This is a genomic window from Streptomyces sp. NPDC088354, assembly GCF_044753585.1.
Taxonomy (GTDB): Bacteria; Actinomycetota; Actinomycetes; order Streptomycetales; family Streptomycetaceae; genus Actinacidiphila.
On the sequence record NZ_JBIVNJ010000006.1, the window covers coordinates 134,219 to 149,840 of the forward strand.

Annotated in this window: 12 protein-coding genes; 8 read left to right on the forward strand and 4 right to left on the reverse strand. The window is 73.3% G+C overall.

Going from position 1 to position 15,622, the window contains the following annotated elements; all coding sequences use genetic code 11:
• Window positions 1-2: 2 nt before the first annotated feature.
• Window positions 3-617 carry a TetR family transcriptional regulator gene (locus ACIP98_RS12360; RefSeq protein WP_319659601.1) on the reverse strand — a complete coding sequence of 205 codons (615 nt, stop codon included), beginning with the start codon at window positions 615-617 and terminating at the stop codon, window positions 3-5.
• 144 nt (window positions 618-761) lie between these two features.
• Between ACIP98_RS12360 and ACIP98_RS12365 the strand changes: the two genes are divergently transcribed.
• The 8 genes from ACIP98_RS12365 to ACIP98_RS12400 all read left to right on the forward strand — a co-directional run bounded on the left by ACIP98_RS12365 (window position 762) and on the right by ACIP98_RS12400 (window position 12,658).
• The gene (locus ACIP98_RS12365) at window positions 762-2,240 is read left to right on the forward strand and encodes an MFS transporter (RefSeq protein WP_401975393.1); all 1,479 of its coding nucleotides are present in this window, start codon (window positions 762-764) and stop codon (window positions 2,238-2,240) included.
• 60 nt (window positions 2,241-2,300) lie between these two features.
• On the forward strand, window positions 2,301-3,356 hold the full coding sequence (locus ACIP98_RS12370) for an aldo/keto reductase (protein WP_319659599.1): 1,056 nt from the start codon (window positions 2,301-2,303) through the stop codon (window positions 3,354-3,356).
• Window positions 3,357-3,569: 213 nt separating this feature from the next.
• Complete coding sequence (locus tag ACIP98_RS12375) at window positions 3,570-4,040, forward strand: TrkA C-terminal domain-containing protein (RefSeq protein ID WP_319659598.1); 471 nt, start codon at window positions 3,570-3,572, stop codon at window positions 4,038-4,040.
• Window positions 4,041-4,042: 2 nt separating this feature from the next.
• Complete coding sequence (locus ACIP98_RS12380) at window positions 4,043-5,293, forward strand: cation:proton antiporter (protein ID WP_401975395.1); 1,251 nt, start codon at window positions 4,043-4,045, stop codon at window positions 5,291-5,293.
• Window positions 5,294-5,706: 413 nt separating this feature from the next.
• On the forward strand, window positions 5,707-6,786 hold the full coding sequence (locus ACIP98_RS12385; protein WP_319659595.1) for a MerR family transcriptional regulator: 1,080 nt from the start codon (window positions 5,707-5,709) through the stop codon (window positions 6,784-6,786).
• 616 nt (window positions 6,787-7,402) lie between these two features.
• Window positions 7,403-11,476, forward strand: a complete 4,074-nt coding sequence (locus tag ACIP98_RS12390; RefSeq protein ID WP_401975398.1) for a discoidin domain-containing protein — start codon at window positions 7,403-7,405, stop codon at window positions 11,474-11,476.
• 179 nt (window positions 11,477-11,655) lie between these two features.
• Complete coding sequence (locus ACIP98_RS12395; protein ID WP_319659593.1) at window positions 11,656-11,946, forward strand: hypothetical protein; 291 nt, start codon at window positions 11,656-11,658, stop codon at window positions 11,944-11,946.
• A gap of 94 nt (window positions 11,947-12,040) precedes the next feature.
• On the forward strand, window positions 12,041-12,658 hold the full coding sequence (locus tag ACIP98_RS12400) for a TetR/AcrR family transcriptional regulator (RefSeq protein ID WP_319659592.1): 618 nt from the start codon (window positions 12,041-12,043) through the stop codon (window positions 12,656-12,658).
• 35 nt (window positions 12,659-12,693) lie between these two features.
• Here the strand turns inward: ACIP98_RS12400 and ACIP98_RS12405 are convergent, their stop codons facing one another.
• Genes ACIP98_RS12405 through ACIP98_RS12415 form a run of 3 tightly spaced genes read right to left on the reverse strand, consistent with a single transcriptional unit; the run spans window position 12,694 to window position 15,592 of the window.
• Window positions 12,694-13,524 carry an ABC transporter ATP-binding protein gene (locus ACIP98_RS12405; protein WP_319659591.1) on the reverse strand — a complete coding sequence of 277 codons (831 nt, stop codon included), beginning with the start codon at window positions 13,522-13,524 and terminating at the stop codon, window positions 12,694-12,696.
• Complete coding sequence (locus ACIP98_RS12410; RefSeq protein WP_401975402.1) at window positions 13,521-14,591, reverse strand: FecCD family ABC transporter permease; 1,071 nt, start codon at window positions 14,589-14,591, stop codon at window positions 13,521-13,523. The genes ACIP98_RS12405 and ACIP98_RS12410 overlap by 4 nt, the downstream gene beginning before the upstream one ends.
• A complete protein-coding gene (locus ACIP98_RS12415) occupies window positions 14,588-15,592 on the reverse strand; it encodes a FecCD family ABC transporter permease (protein ID WP_401975404.1) in 1,005 nt (334 codons plus the stop codon). The genes ACIP98_RS12410 and ACIP98_RS12415 overlap by 4 nt, the downstream gene beginning before the upstream one ends.
• Window positions 15,593-15,622: the final 30 nt, after the last annotated feature.

A 15,622-nucleotide genomic window follows, 5' to 3' on the forward strand; every position in this document is an offset into this window, starting at 1 on the left:
GGTCAGCGGGCCGACTGCTTCTCCGGGGTGAGCGCGGCGTCGAGCAGGGAGGCGGCGATCGAGCGGGCGACGGCGCCACTGCCGACGGTGTTGAGCGCTGTACCGCGGGCCACGGCGCCGTCGTACAGCAGAGCCAGCTGCTCGCCGAGCGTCTCCGGATCACGGGCGCCGGCGCGCCCCGCGAGGCCGGCCAGGCGGCGGGCGAACTCGGTCTTGTAGGTCGCGGCCAGCCGGTGGACAGGGTGGTCGGGGTCGGGGACCTCGACCGCGGCATTGAGGAACGGGCAGCCGCGCAGCGGCGCCGAGGGGTCCGGGGGCGGCCAGGAGAAGACGGCGAGCAGCTGCGCCCTGGCGTCCTGAGCGGTCATCTCCGGCGGGACCCGCGGGGGCAGCAGCGCGTCCTCCATCTCCCGCAGAAAGGCGTGCACGAGCTCGTCCTTGCCGCTGAAGTGCTGGTACAGCGTGCGCTTGGACACCTCGGCGGCCGCGGTGAGCTGTTCCATTCCGGTCGCGTTGATGCCCTGGGCGGTGAACAGCTCGGTCGCCGCCTTGAGGATCCGCTCACGGGCGCCGCGGCCGCGGCGCCGGCGTACGGGCGATGCTCCGGTCGTGCTCATGCCTCCAGGGTACCGATCGGTGTACTTAACCGGAAACCCCTGTTACGGTCGCTTAAGTACACCGATCGGTTTGCTTAAGTGGGTCGCCGACCCCTCGCCGCGCCCGATCGACACGGCCCCCGCACTCCGTTGGAGACCTGGTCGATGACCTCCCCACCCCAGAACACGACGCCCGCCGGCCACGCCGAACCGGCACGCGCGCCCCACCCCGCCGCTCGCCCCGTCTCACGCCGCCCGGTGCACCTGGGCCTGGTCCTCGCCGTCCTGGCCACCTCGGTGTTCCTGTCCGCGCTGGACGTCTTCATCGTCAATGTGGCGCTCGCGCCCATCGGGCAGGGCGTCGGAGAGACCTCGCTGTCGAAGCTGAGCTGGATCCTCAACGGCTACGCGATCGTGTACGCCGCCCTCCTGGTCCCCGCGGGCCGGCTGACGGACCGCTTCGGCGGCAGGACCGGATTCCTGCTCGGCCTGGCCGTGTTCACCGCGGCCAGCGTCGGCGTCGCGGCCAGTGGCGACCTGTGGGTCCTGGTGGCCCTCCGCTTCCTCCAGGCGGCCGGTGCCGCCGTGCTCACCCCGGCCAGCCTGGGCCTCGTCCTGACCACGGCCCCGCCCGCCAGGCTCACCCGGTACATCCAGATCTGGGCGGCCAGCGGCTCGCTCGCCGCCGCGGCCGGCCCGGTGGTGGGCGGACTGCTCGTGCAGGTCGCCTGGCAGTGGATCTTCCTGCTCAACCTCCCGATCGGCGTGGCCGCGCTGGTCCTCGCCGCCCGCCTGCTGCCCCACGGACGACCCTCCGGCGACGCCCGGATGCCCGACCTGCTGGGCGGTGCCCTGCTGGCCGTCGCGATCGGCTCACTGGCCCTCGGGCTGGTCCAGGCACCGGCGTGGGGCTGGGGCGCGGCGCCGACACTCGGCAGCTTCGCGCTGACCGCCGTGGCACTGGTCCTGTGCCTGCTGCGCTCCGCGCGGCACGCCGTCCCCGTCGTCGACCTGCGGCTGCTGCGCAACCCGGTGTTCGCCTGGGCCGGTGTCGCGACGCTGCTGTTCTACGCCGCCTTCGCCGTCCAACTGCTCGGCCTCACCTTGTGGTTGCAGCAGGAATGGCACTGGTCGGCCATCGGGACGGGCCTTGGCGTCGCCCCCGGCCCCGCCATGGTGTTCGTCGCCTCCGCCGCCGGACGGCGCCTCGCCCGGCGCCTGCCGGTCGGTGTGGTGGCGGCACTGGGCGCGGCACTCGTGGCCGCCGGTACCGCCTGGCTCGCCCTCGCCGCGGACGGGCACCTCGACTACGCCACCGACATCCTGCCCGGCTGGCTCGTCGCCGGTGTCGGAGTCGGCCTGGCCCTGCCGACCCTGATCTCCTCGGCCACCGCCGACCTCCCCAAGGACAAGGCCTCCACCGGCAGCGCCGTCGTCACCATGGCGGGCCAGGTCGGCAACGTCATCGGCGTCAGCGTCCTCGTCGTCCTGCTCGCGGCGGGAGCCCCCGGCCGGGCCGCGCACACCTTCTCGCACGCCTGGTGGACATCGGTCGGGATCGTCGCCCTCAGCGCGCTGGCCGCGCTCGGCGTCACGCCGCGGCGCAAGGCAGCCGTCCCGGACCCCGGAAACGTGGCCGGCTGAGCGCCGTACACCCTCCCGAAACCCCGCTCTTTCTTCTTCCCGCACCTCAGGAGTCTCCCCATGCGTTACACGACCTTCGGACACCGCACCGGACTGCGCGTCTCCGAGTACGCCCTCGGCACCGGCAACTTCGGCACCGGCTGGGGCGCCGGAGCCGACCTCGAGGAGTCCCGCCGCATGTTCGACCGGTTCGCCGAGGCAGGCGGCACCTTCGTCGACACCGCCGACAACTATCAGTTCGGCGAGTCCGAGGAACTGCTGGGCCGCTTCATCGCCGCGGACCGCGACCACTTCGTCCTGGCCAGCAAGTTCAGCAACGGCTACGCGGCCCGGAAGGACATCTCCAAGACCGGCAACAGCCGCAAGAACATGATCCATTCGGTCGAGGCCAGCCTGAGGCGCCTCGGCACCGACTACATCGACCTGTACTGGGTCCACTTCCCGGACGGCCTGACGCCGATCGAGGAGATCCTGCGCGGCATCGACGACCTGGTGCGGTCGGGCAAGATCCTGCACGCGGGGCTCTCCAACTTCCCCGCGTGGCGGGTGGCCCGTGCCGCGACGCTCGCCGACGTGAACAACTGGGCCCCGGTCGCCGGCGTCCAGGTCGAGTACAGCCTCGTGGAGCGCAGCCCCGACCGCGAGCTGCTGCCGATGGCCGAGAGCCTGGGCCTGGCCGCCGCGCTGTGGTCGCCGCTCGGCGGCGGCCTGCTGACGGGCAAGTACCGCGGTGGCACGCAGGGCCGGCTGAGCGATCTCAAGACCCTGGTGCACACCGAGAGTTCCGACCAGAAGACCGCCGTCGTCGACACGGTGCTGGACATCGCGCGGGAGACCGGTGCGACGCCCGCGCAGGTGTCCGTGGCCTGGCTCCGCGAGCGCGCCGCGCGGGCGGCGACCTCGTTCCTCCCGATCATCGGGCCGCGCAACGCCGCGCAGCTGGAGGACTACCTCGGGGCGCTGGAAGTCCGGCTCGGCCCGGAGCAGTACACCCGCCTGACCGAGGTCAGCGCCGTCCCGCTCGGGGTGCCGCACGAGGCGATCCTCGGCGTCCGCGACGACGTGCGCGGCGGCGACGCCTCCCGCGTCGACGCCCCGCTGCGGCCGGTGGCCTGACCCGCGCGACGCTCGGGTGCCCCGCGTCACACTGTGGCGTGGGGCATCCGCGGGAATGAATCCGCCCCCCAGAAACGTAATGATAGGGTAAAACGCGCTGGTGGCCAGGCCGCGGGGGACCCGCGCCGTGGGGCCCGGACGGTCGACGGCTGTGCCACCGCCCTACCGCGAATCCACGCATCCATGACGTGGAACCACCTCTGGGAGGCAAGAGTGGGAACTCGGCGGACGACCCTTCCCGGTGTCGGAACGCAGTACGACGTCACCACCCGCGCGGGCCGGCACCTATCGGTGGTGGTGCACCAGGACGGCCGGCGCTTCCTGGGCTTCTACGGCGCCGAGGACCCCGACTCGTGCCAGCTGTCGATACCGCTGGAGGGCGACGAGGCCGCCGTGCTGGCCCGTCTCCTGGACCCCACCCCGCTCGAGGCCGTGCACACCGAGGGGATCGGCCTCGTCACGGAGCAGATCCCGGTCAACTCCCGCTCCCCGTACGCCGGGCGGCTGCTCGGCGACACCCGCGCGCGGACCCGCACCGGCGCCTCCATCGTCGCCGTCATGCGCAGGACGAGCGCGCACCCCTCCCCGGGGCCGGACTTCCGGCTGGCGATCGGCGACACGCTGGTCGTGGTCGGCACCCGGGAGGGCGTGGACGCGCTCGCCGCGATCGTGGCGGGGGAGTGAGGATGCACGACACGACCGAACTTCTCATCGAACTCGGCGCCGTCATCCTCGGACTGGGGCTGATCGGGCGCATCGCCGGCCGCTTCGGACTGTCGCCCATACCCCTCTACCTGCTGGCGGGGCTCGCGTTCGGGCACGGCGGCCTGCTGCCCCTGGACGCCAGCGAGGACTTCACCGCCGTGGGCGCGGAGATCGGGGTGATCCTGCTCCTGCTGCTGCTCGGCCTGGAGTACAGCGCCTCGGAACTGGTCACCAGCCTGCGCACGCAGTACCCCTCCGGCCTGGTCGACTTCGCGCTCAACGCCGTGCCGGGGGCCGCCGCGGCGCTGCTGCTGGGATGGGGGCCGGTGGCCGCCGTCGCACTCGCCGGGGTCACCTGGATCTCCTCCTCGGGCGTCATCGCCAAGGTACTGACCGACCTGGGCCGGCTCGGCAACCGCGAGACCCCGGTGATCCTCGGCGTCCTGGTCATCGAGGACCTGGCGATGGCGATCTACCTCCCGCTGCTGACCACCCTCCTCGCGGGCATCGGCCTGGCGGCCGGCGGCCTGGCCCTCGCCATCGCGATGGGCACCGTGGGCGCCGTGCTCTTCCTGGCACTGCGCCACGGGCGCCTGCTGAGCAAGGCGGTCTCCTCGCAGAACCCGGAGATGCTGCTGCTCGTCGTCTTCGGCCTGGCCCTGGTCGTCGCGGGGTTCGCACAGAAACTCCAGGTGTCCGCGGCCGTCGGCGCGTTCCTGGTGGGCATCGCCCTGTCGGGCGAGGCCGCCGAGGGCGCGAGCCGGCTGCTCATGCCGCTGCGGGACCTGTTCGCCGCCGTCTTCTTCGTGTTCTTCGGCCTGTCCACCGACCCGGCCGCCATCCCGCCGGTCCTGCTGCCGGCGCTCGCGCTGGCCGCGGTCACCACCGTCACGAAGATCATGACGGGCTGGTACGCGGCACGGCGCGCCGGCATCCACACCCGCGGCCGCCTGCGGGCCGGCGGGACGCTCGTGGCCCGCGGCGAGTTCTCGATCGTCATCGCGGGCCTCGCCGTCGCCAGTCAGCCCCGGATCGGCCCGCTGGCCACCGCCTACGTCCTGATCCTGGTCATCGCCGGCCCCCTGGCCGCCCGCTGGACCGAGCCCGCCGTCACCGCGCTGCGGGCCGTGTTCCGCCGCGTCCCGTCCGCCGCGCTCGAGGGCGACCGTTCGATGGCGGTCGAGGACCTGCCGGACACGACCTCCGCGGGAGCGTCGCGCTCGTCGGGCTGACGGTTCCGGACGCGGTGGCGCCGCCTCGGCGGTGACCGGGTCCCGCCTACGGGTGCGCGCGGTGCGCGGCAGGGTGTCCCGCCACCGTGCACCGCGCGCTCCCGTGGGCCTCCGCGCGCTCCGCCCGCCCGTGGCGGGTGGCGATCCCCTTCGCGGCGACCGCGGACAGGCCGCCGGCGGGCGGCGGCCCGGACGGCATCGGCCGAGACCTGAGTTCCACGCCGGCCGACCGCCGGCCCCTTCCTCCGGCCGGTCCCGCCCAGGCCGGAGCGGCCAGGAGCGCGCCACGGTCACGCGCCGGCCCGACCGCCCCGCGGAGGAGCGGTCGGTGCCCCGATGGTTGACCTTCACCTCGGGGGAGGCCGCACCATCGGTCGGACCGGGCAATGTGCTCGGTACGAGGAGGAGCGAGCATGGGGTTTGTGACCATCGGGACGTTCGCGAAGGCGTCCCGCCTGTCGCCCAAGGCACTGCGCCTTTACGACGACCTCGGCCTGCTGACCCCCGCTCGCGTCGACCCGGCGACCGGCTACCGCCTCTACGCGCCGGAACAACTGGACCAGGCCCGGCTGGTCGCCTGGCTCCGGCGCCTGGGAATGCCCCTGGCCCGCATCCGGCACGTCACCACGCTGGAGCCGGCCGCGGCAGCGCAGGAGATCCGCGCGTTCTGGGCCCAGGTCGAGGCCGACACCGCCGCGCGGCGCGATCTCGCGTCCTTCCTCGTCGACCATCTGTCGCGGAAGGACCCCGCCTTGTCCCCGAACAGCAAGCCCCTCGGCATCCGTTACGCCGCCCTGTCCGACCCGGGCCTGGTCCGCGAGAGCAACCAGGACACCGCCTACGCCGGGTCCCGTCTGCTCGCCGTCGCCGACGGCTACGGACGTGCGGGAGCCCCCGCCAGCGCGGCCGCCGTCGAAGCGCTCAAGTACCTCGAAACGGACAGCGTCCCGGCGGGCAACCTCCTGAACGTCCTCGAAGAGGCCGTCGAACAGGCCAAGCTGGCCGTGGAGGGCGCCGTCGGGACCGGTTCCTCACCCGAAGAAGCCGGCACGACACTCACCGCGATGCTGTGGACCGGATCGCAGCTGGCCCTCGTCCACATCGGCGACTCCCGCGTCTGTCTCCTGCGTGACGGCGAGCTGTTCCACGTCACACACGACCACACCATGGTGCAGTCGATGGTCGACGAAGGACGCCTCACCCCGGAGGAAGCCGCCTCCCATCCCCAGCGGTCGCTGTTGCTGCGAGCCCTGGGCCGGGGAGTCGACGGAACCGCCGACATGCGTCTGCACGTCGCCCGGCGGGGCGACCGCTACCTGCTCTGCTCCGACGGTCTGTCGGCTGTCGTGCCCGTCGACCAGATCCGGCAGGTGCTCTGCGGTACCAGCGACCCCGAGCAGGCCACCCGTGAACTCGTCGCCGTCGCGAACGGCCTCGGCGGGCCCGACAACATCAGCTGCGTGGTCGCGGACGTCGTGGAGCTCGCGCCGTAGGAGCGAGCGGCACGGGCCTCGCGGCGCATCGGACCCGCCCCGCTCCGCCCCGTGTCCGGTGCCGAGGTGCTTCCCCGAACGCCGGAACGCGCGCGGCGCGCCGTGGCGGGGCCGTCCCTCCGGCGCCCCGGGTGCCGTGCCCGGACACCGACGTGTGTGGCTGAAAACCGCCGGTTCGCGAGCGGGTCGCACGGCATACGGGCGGCCGTGGCGGGACAGCCGGGGGCGGGGCGGGGGAGGGCCGGCCCGCGGCGGACCGCCGCCGTAAAGGCCCAGGTGAGAGGGGGAGATGTGCCACGGGTGGCGCCCGCCGGCCGATGCCGGCGGGGTGGTGGGCGGAACGGTGGACGACGGCGCCCCGGGCGCCGGTTGTCCCCTTCCGGCCATGCGCGGTCTTTCGGCCACCTCCCGACGCGGGTCAACGGCTCGCCACCCGCCGGGCCGGACGCTCTCGCCGGGCCGCCGGTACGTCCGGTTTTTGCCGTACCCCTTGACAGCGGCTCCGGGGGATTACAGCCTATGGCAACGTTGTCAGATGGCAACGTTGTCAGGCGGCCCGAGCGGACCGGGCCGTCTACCTACCCGTCACCGGGTGCCCGGATTGGACCAATTGCGTATGTCGACTCAGTCGTCCCACCCCTCCCGCCGGTCGGTCGTCACCACCGGCACCACACTCCTCGCGAGCCTGGGTATCGGCGTCGCGCTCCCCGGCACCGCCCGTGCCGCCGAGCAGACCCGGACGGGCGGCCCCACCGCCGCCGGCGACCTGGCGGCCCACCGCCCGGTCGCGGTGTCGTCCACCGACTACGCCCCGACGCCGGGCGAGTTCGCGGTGGACCGGCTGAACGCGGTCGGCGTGCGCGGCACCGGATGGCGCGCGGCGGACGGCGACCCCCAGTGGATCTCGGTCGACCTGGAGGCCGACTGCGAGGTCACCGCCGTCCGCCTGACCTTCGAGGCCACGATCGACGACCCGCCGTTCGTCCCGTCGACCAGCGGCAACCCGCGCGACAGCACCACCGGCCAGGAGATCCTGTCCAGTTGTGCCGTGGACTTCGTCGTCGAGACCTCCCGCGACCACCGCACGTGGACGGCCGTCCACCGAACCGACTCCGGCACCGGCGGCGTCGTCGACATCACGCTCGCCCGGCCGGTCACGGCCCGCTGGGTCCGGCTGACCGTGCACAAGCGCTCCAACGCCAACCCCCTCGGCCTCAACGGCTTCGAGGTGCACGGCCGGGCGCCCGGCCACCGCCCGGAGGCCACCGGCTGGACCGACTGGGGTGTCCACGACCACAAGGCGCCGGCGTTGGAGGCCGCCGCCGACGGGACCGTGCCGCTGGAGTCCGGCTGGACCCTGACCATGGACGACTGGGCCGGCGCCGAGGGCGCGGACCTGTCCCGCGCCGACGTCGACACCAGCCGCTGGCTGCCCGCCACCGTGCCCGGCACGGTCCTGGGCTCACTGGTCGAGCAGGGCAAACTGCCGGACCCGGTCGCCGGGTTCAACAACCTGCACGTCCCCGAGGCGCTGTCCCGCCACGCCTGGTGGTACCGGCGCGAGTTCCGCCTGCCGCGCTCGCTGCGCACGGGCGCCGGCCGCCACATCTGGCTGGAGTTCGACGGCATCAACCACAAGGCGGACATCTGGCTCAACGGCGCGTCCGTGGCCGCCATGGAGTTCCCCTTCGCCCGGTCCGCCACCGACATCACCGCGCACCTGGCCGCCGACGGCGAGCAGGCGCTCGCCGTGCGCATCACGCCGATGCCCTTCCCCGGCAGCCCCGGCGACAAGGGCCAGGCCGGCCTGGCCTTCGTGGACGCCGGCGCGACCATGATGAACCGCAACTCGCCGACCTACCTCGCCTCCTCCGGCTGGGACTGGATGCCGGCCGTGCGCGACCGGGCCGCCGGCATCTGGAACCACGTACGCCTGCGCTCGACCGGCCACGCCGTCATCGGCGACCCCCGGGTCGACACCGTCCTCCCCGACCTGCCCGACACCGGCACGGCCGAACTGACGATCACCGTCCCGGTGCGCAACGCCGACACCGCCGACCGGAGCGTCACCGTCAGCGCCTCGCTCTGCGGCGTACGGGTGTCCCGGACCGTCACGGTCCCCGCGGGCAAGAGCACCGACGTCGTCTTCAGCCCCGCCACCGACGCGCGGCTGCGCCTGCGCGACCCGGAGCTGTGGTGGCCCAACGGCTACGGCAGCCCCACGTTGCACGACCTGACCCTCGTGGCCACGGTCGGCGGCGCGGAGAGCGACCGCCGCACCACCCGTTTCGGCATACGCCAGTTCGGCTACGACTACGACATCCCGCTGCGCTTCACCTCCGGCAGCGACTCCTACACGCAGTCCGTCGACCTCGGCCGCCGCAAGGCCCGCCACGTGCGGGTCCGCTGCCTCACCCGGGCGACCGGCTGGGGTTCGTCGCTGTGGGGCCTGGCGGTGGTCGACAGCTCCGTCCCCGACGTGGACCTCGCGCTGCACAAGGACGCCTCGGCCTCCTCCGTGGACGACGCGGCCAACGCGCCCACGAACGTCACCGACGGCGACGCCGGCACCCGGTGGTCCTCGTCGTTCGAGGACGACCAGTGGATCCAGGTGGACCTGGGCGCGTCGGTCTCCTTCGACCGTGTCGACCTGACCTGGGAGCGTGCCTACGCCAAGACCTTCGTGGTCCAGCTCTCCGACGACGGCGACGCGTGGACCGACGCGAAGTCGATCGACAACGGCGCGGTCCCGCTTCCCTTCCAGAGCGGCGCCGCCAGTCTGCAGAACGTCGACTTCGCCGCCCTGACCGCGCGCTACGTCCGCCTCCAGTGCGGTGCGCGGGCCACCAGCTGGGGCAACTCGCTGTGGACGCTGTCCGTGGTCGACAGCTCGGTGCCCGGCACCGACCTGGCCTTCCGCAAGAAGGCCACCGCGTCCACCGAGGACTCCTCGAACCCCGCCTCCAACGCCACCGACGGCGACCCCGGCACCCGCTGGTCCTCGGAGTACGCGGACAACCAGTGGATCCAGGTGGACCTGGGTTCCTCGGTCTCCTTCGACCGGGTCGCCGTCGTCTGGGAGCAGGCCTACCCGAAGACGTTCACCGTCCAGGTCTCCGACGACGGCGACAGCTGGACCGACGTGACGTCCGTCGACAACACCCCGGACCCGCTGAAGATCAGCGTGAACGGCGTGCGCGTCTTCTGCCGCGGCGGCAACTGGGGCTGGGACGAACTGCTGCGCCGTATGCCGGAGGAGCGCATGGACGCGGCGCTGCGCATGCACCGCGACATGAACTTCACCATGATCCGCAACTGGGTCGCCAGCAGCAACCGCGAGGAGTTCTACGCCGGTTGCGACGAGTTCGGCCTGCTGGTCTGGAACGACTTCCCCAACGCCTGGGCGATGGACCCGCCCAACCACGACGCGTTCAACTCCCTGGCCCGTGACACGGTGCTGCGCTACCGCATCCACCCCAGTGTCGTCGTCTGGTGCGGCGCCAACGAGGGCAACCCGCCCGGGGCGATCGACGACGGCATGCGCGACGCCGTGCACGACGAGGCGCCCGGCATCCTCTACCAGAACAACTCCGCGGGCGGCATCGTCACCGGTGGCGGCCCCTACGGCTGGGTCGACCCGGACCGCTACTTCTCCGCGTCCACGTACGGCAGCGGCAACTTCGGCTTCCACACCGAGATCGGCATGCCCGTGGTGTCCACCGCCGAGAGCATGCGCAACCTGGTCGGCTCCGAGCCGGAGTGGCCCGTCGGCCGCGCGTGGTTCTACCACGACTGGAGCACGCGGGGGAACCAGGCACCGCAGAACTACCAGGCCGCGATCGAGGCCCGCCTCGACACCGCCCGCGACCTCGAGGACTTCACGCGCAAGGCGCAGTTCGTCAACTACGAGAACACCCGCGCGATGTTCGAGGCGTGGAACGCCAATCTCTGGGACGACGCCACCGGCCTGCTGCTGTGGATGTCGCACCCGGCGTGGCACAGCACCGTGTGGCAGACGTACGACTACGACTTCGACGTCAACGGCACCTACTACGGCGCCCGTTCCGCCTGTGAGGCGGTCCACGTACAGGCCGTGCCGGGCTCCTGGCAGGTCCTCGCGGTCAACCACACGGCCCGTGCGCTGAAGGGCGTCACGGTCACGGCGCGACTGCTCGACCTCGACGGCCGCCAGCTCGGGAAGACCGTGCGCACGACGCTCGACGTGGCCTCCTCCGGCACCACCGAGGCGTTCACGGCCGGGTGGGAGGACGGTCTGCCGGACTTCCACCTGCTCCGGCTGCGGATGGAGCGCGGGGGCACCGTGCTGTCGGAGAACACCTATTGGCGCTACCGCGAGCCGTCCGCCATGCGGGCGCTCAACTCGGCGCACAGCACCAGGGTCACCGCCACGGCCGGCAAGGTCACCCGCTCCGGCGAGCGCCGTGAGCTGACCGCCACGGTCACCAACCGCGGTTCGTCGGTGGCGGCCATGGTGCGGCTGTCGCTCGTGGACTCCGGGAGCGGCGAGCGGGTGCTGCCGACCCTGTACGGCGACAACTACCTGTGGCTGCTGCCCGGTGAGTCGCGCACCCTCACCCTGTCGTGGCCCGGGCACGCCCTGCCCTCGGGCCGCCCGGCCCTGCGGGTGGACGGCTACAACGTCCCGCGGACGACGGTGCGGGCCGCCTGAGGCGCCCGGCCACCCTCCGGGAGCGGGGCTCCGGCCCCGCTCCCGGAGGGTGGTACTGCCGTTCCCAGGTAGAGCGAGGCCAGAAAGAAGGCGATGCTCGGGGCCCTCCAGGTGGTGAACTGGACATCGAGCGGCCCGGAGCCGCCCCCGTGACCACATGACCGAGGAGCGCAGTGCCGATGCTTGCCACCGTCGCATCGAAGGACCGGCCGAGGTCGGCCGTGTACGGAGACCGATGGCTCGTGGGCTTCCGTTTCAGCACGCCGCAGGGCGCCGAGGGCTGCCACTACTACGTCGTCGGCGAGGCGGCCGACGCCCGGGACGCGGTGGACATCGCGGCGACCCGGGCCACCGGGGCGTACGAGTGCGCGGCGCGCGCGAACGCCGCGATCGACGGGGTCGAGGTGCACCGGCTGCGCTGGAACCCGCTGGGGTGGGCGTACCTCGACAGCCCCGCGTCCCGCGTCTGAGGGCACGTGCCGCCGGATGGCCCCGGCCCCTGCCGCTTCGTCCGGGGCGACCTGCGGGCGGCCCGCATAGGATGGGCCCGAGGGATCTGGTGGTATGCGAACGTATGACGGAATGACCGCCGAGGAACGCATGTCGGCGCGGCGCCGGCGCCTCATGGACGCCGGGCTCGACCTGTTCCACACGCAGGGGTACTCCGGCACCTCCATCCGTTCCGTACTGCGCCGGGCCGGACTGCAGGACCGCTACTTCACGGAGAGCTTCCCCTCCCTCGACGCCCTGATGGCCGACGTCCTGCGGGAGATCCACGACGAGGAGGCCGCGCGCTGCCGCGCCGCCGTCACCGGCCCCGGAGCGCGCCGGGAGCGCGCCCGCGGCATGCTGCGGGTGCTGGCCGCGGGCGTGGCCGACGACCCCCGCAAGGGGCACGTCAAGCTGGTCGAATCCCTCGCGGCCGGTCCGCTGGCCGCGAAGGAGCGGCGACGCGGCATGCGGAACCTGGCCCGCCTGGTGGAGTCGCTGCTGCTGGAGGACCGGCCGGGCCCGGGAACGCACACCACGGTCATGGCCCTGGCGATCGTGGGCGGCGTCCACCAGATCCTCCTGAACTGGGCCGACGGCACCCTTCCGCTGTCCCGCGAGGACGCGGTGGAGCAGGGACTCCACCTCTTCGAAGCCGTGGCCGCGTTCGACGGCGGTCCCGGGCGTCCTTGAGGCAGGTGCGGCGCGTCATGGGACGTCCGGCGGGATCAGCCGGTCCGCGCCTCCCGCACGGGCGCCGGCTGCCAGGTACGCGACGGGACGACCAGTGGACCGCCGGTGACGGGATCGGGCACGACCACGGAGGCGAGGCCGAAGACGTCCTGGACCAGTTCGGCGGTGACGACGTCCTCCGGCGGGCCCTGGGCGACGACGCGGCCCGCCTTCATGGCGACCAGGTGGTCGGCGTAGCGGGCGGCCTGGTTGAGGTCGTGGAGCACGGCGACGACGGTCCGGCCGCGTTCGTGGTTGAGCCGGCGGACCAGGTCGAGCACCTCGACCTGGTGGGCGATGTCCAGGTAGGTCGTGGGCTCGTCGAGGAGCAGCAGGTCGGTGTCCTGGGCCAGGGCCATGGCGATCCACACCCGCTGCCGCTGGCCGCCGGAGAGCTCGTCCACCGGGCGGTCGGCGAGGTCGGCGGTGTCGGTGCGCTCCAGGGCGTCGGCGACGGCCTGTTCGTCGGCCTCCGACCACTGCTGCCACCACCTCTGGTGCGGCTGGCGGCCGCGGGCGACCAGGTCGGCGACCGTGATGCCGTCCGGCGGGGTGGGGGACTGCGGCAGCACGCCGATGGTCCGGGCGATCTGCCGGCCCGGGACGCGGGCGAGTTCGGTGCCGTCCAGCAGCACCACACCCCGGCGCGGCTTGAGGAGCCGGCCCAGGGCCCGCAACAGGGTGGACTTCCCGCAGGCGTTGGGCCCGACGACGACCGTGACCCGGCCGTCCGGGATCTCCAGGTCCAGGCCCTCGACGACGGTGCGGTCCTCGTACGCCAGAGTGAGGTCCTGCGCCGAGAGGCGGCTGGTGGGCGTACGGGTCATGAGGAGGTGCCTCCGGTACGGCTGCGGGTGCGGACGATGAGCCACATCAGGTACGGGGCGCCCACCGCGGCGGTGAGCACGCCGACCGGCAGCTCGATCGGGGAGAACAGGCGACGGGCCAGCAGGTCCGCGACCACGACGACCAGGGCGCCGGTCAACGCCGAGGACAGCAGCGGGATCTGGGCCGTGCGGGTGAGCCGGCGGGCGATCTGCGGGGCGAGCAGCGCGACGAAGTCGACCGGTCCCGCCGCACCGGTCGCCACCGACGCCAGGACGACGCCGAGCGCGGTCAGGCCGAGGCGGACCCGGTCCAGGCGCACCCCGAGCGCGGTCGCGGTGTCGTCGTCGAAGGACGCGCCGCGCTGGGCGCGTGCCGCCCACAGCGCCGCCGGGACACCGATCAGCAGGACGAGCCCGAGCGGCCCGGCCTCCTCGTAGCCGCGGCCGTTGAGGGAGCCGGTCAGCCAGACCTTGGCCTGCTGGGCCACCAGGTAGTCGCCCTTGGTGAGGAACAGTTGCGTCAGCGAGCCGAGCGCGACCGACACCCCGATGCCCACCAGCACGAAGCGCGAGGAGTGCAGACCGCGCCGCCAGGCGAAGACGTAGACGATCAGCGCCGCCGCGAGGCCGCCGGCGACGGAGACGTACGGCAGCGCGTCGTACGCGACGGCGTTGAAGCTCATCGCCGCGACGGTGGCCGCACCCGCGCCGTGCGTGACGCCGATGACGTCGGGGCTGGCCAGCGGATTGCGCGCGACGGTCTGCACCAGCGCGCCCGCCACGCCGAACGCGGCCCCGGCCAGCAGCCCGACGACCAGCCGCGGCAGGCGCAGCGTGCCCACCACCAGCTCGTCGGGGCTCGGCCGCCCGAGCAGGACGCGGACCACCTGCGTGGGGGAGACGAACGCCTCGCCCACGCACAGGTACGCCACCACCGCGCACGCCAGCAGCACCGCGAGCACGAGGGAGACGGCGACCGACCGGCGGTGCACGAGGAAGCTGGCACGTCCGCCGCGGACGACGGCGTGCCCGGCCGGGCGGGTCCGTGCGGGGGTCGTGCGGCTCACGCGGCCACCACCGCACGGCGGCGCACCAGCGCGATCAGGAACGGCACGCCGATCAGGGCGGTCATGACGGCCACCGGCACCTCCGAGGGCGGGAAGACGATGCGGCCGATCACGTCGGAGCCGAGGATCATCACCGGCCCGAGCAGCGCGGCCAGCGGCAGCACCCAGCGGTGCCCGGTGCCCACCAGGGCGCGGGCGATGTGCGGAACGGCGAGGCCCGTGAAGGCGATCGGGCCGACCGCGGCCACCGCCGCTCCGGTCAGCACCGTCGCCCCCAGTGCGCCGAGCACGCGCAGCAGGGCGACGTTGTGGCCCAGCCCCTTGGCCGCGTCGTCGCCGAGAGCGAGCGCGTCCAGGCCGCGGACCATGGCGAGCACGAGCACCAGACCGGCCAGCAGGAAGGGCCAGATCTGGCCGATGATCTCGCTGCCGCGCCCGCTGAGGGAACCGACCTGCCAGAAGCGGAACTCGTCCAGCGCACGGGCGTTGGTCGTGGCGATCCCGGAGACCAGCGAGGCGAGGAAGGCGTTCATCGCCGCGCCGGCGAGCGCGAGCTTGACCGGCGAGGCTCCGCCGCGGCCTCCGCTGGCGACGGCGTACACGCCCACCGCCGCCAGCGCCGCGCCCGTGAACGCGAACCACACGTAGCCGCCCAGCGTGTGCACGCCGCAGAACGCGATCGCGCACACCACACCCACCGACGCGCCCTGGCTGACGCCCAGGATGCCCGGCTCCGCGATCGGGTTGCGGGTGATGCCCTGCATCACCGTCCCGGCGAGTGCGAGCGCGGCGCCCGCGAGGACGCCCACGACCGTGCGGGGCACCCGCAGCGACCTCACCACCTGGGCGTCACTGCTCGTGCCGCCGTGCACCAGGGCCCGGATCACCTCGCCCGGGGCGATGTGGCGGCTGCCCACGGCGAGGCTCAGCAGGATGGCGGCCAGCAGCATCAGTGTGCCGGCCAGCAGCCAGGCGACACGGCGGCGGGTGGGTGGCGACATGCGCCGCGCTCACTTCCTTCTCGTCGGACC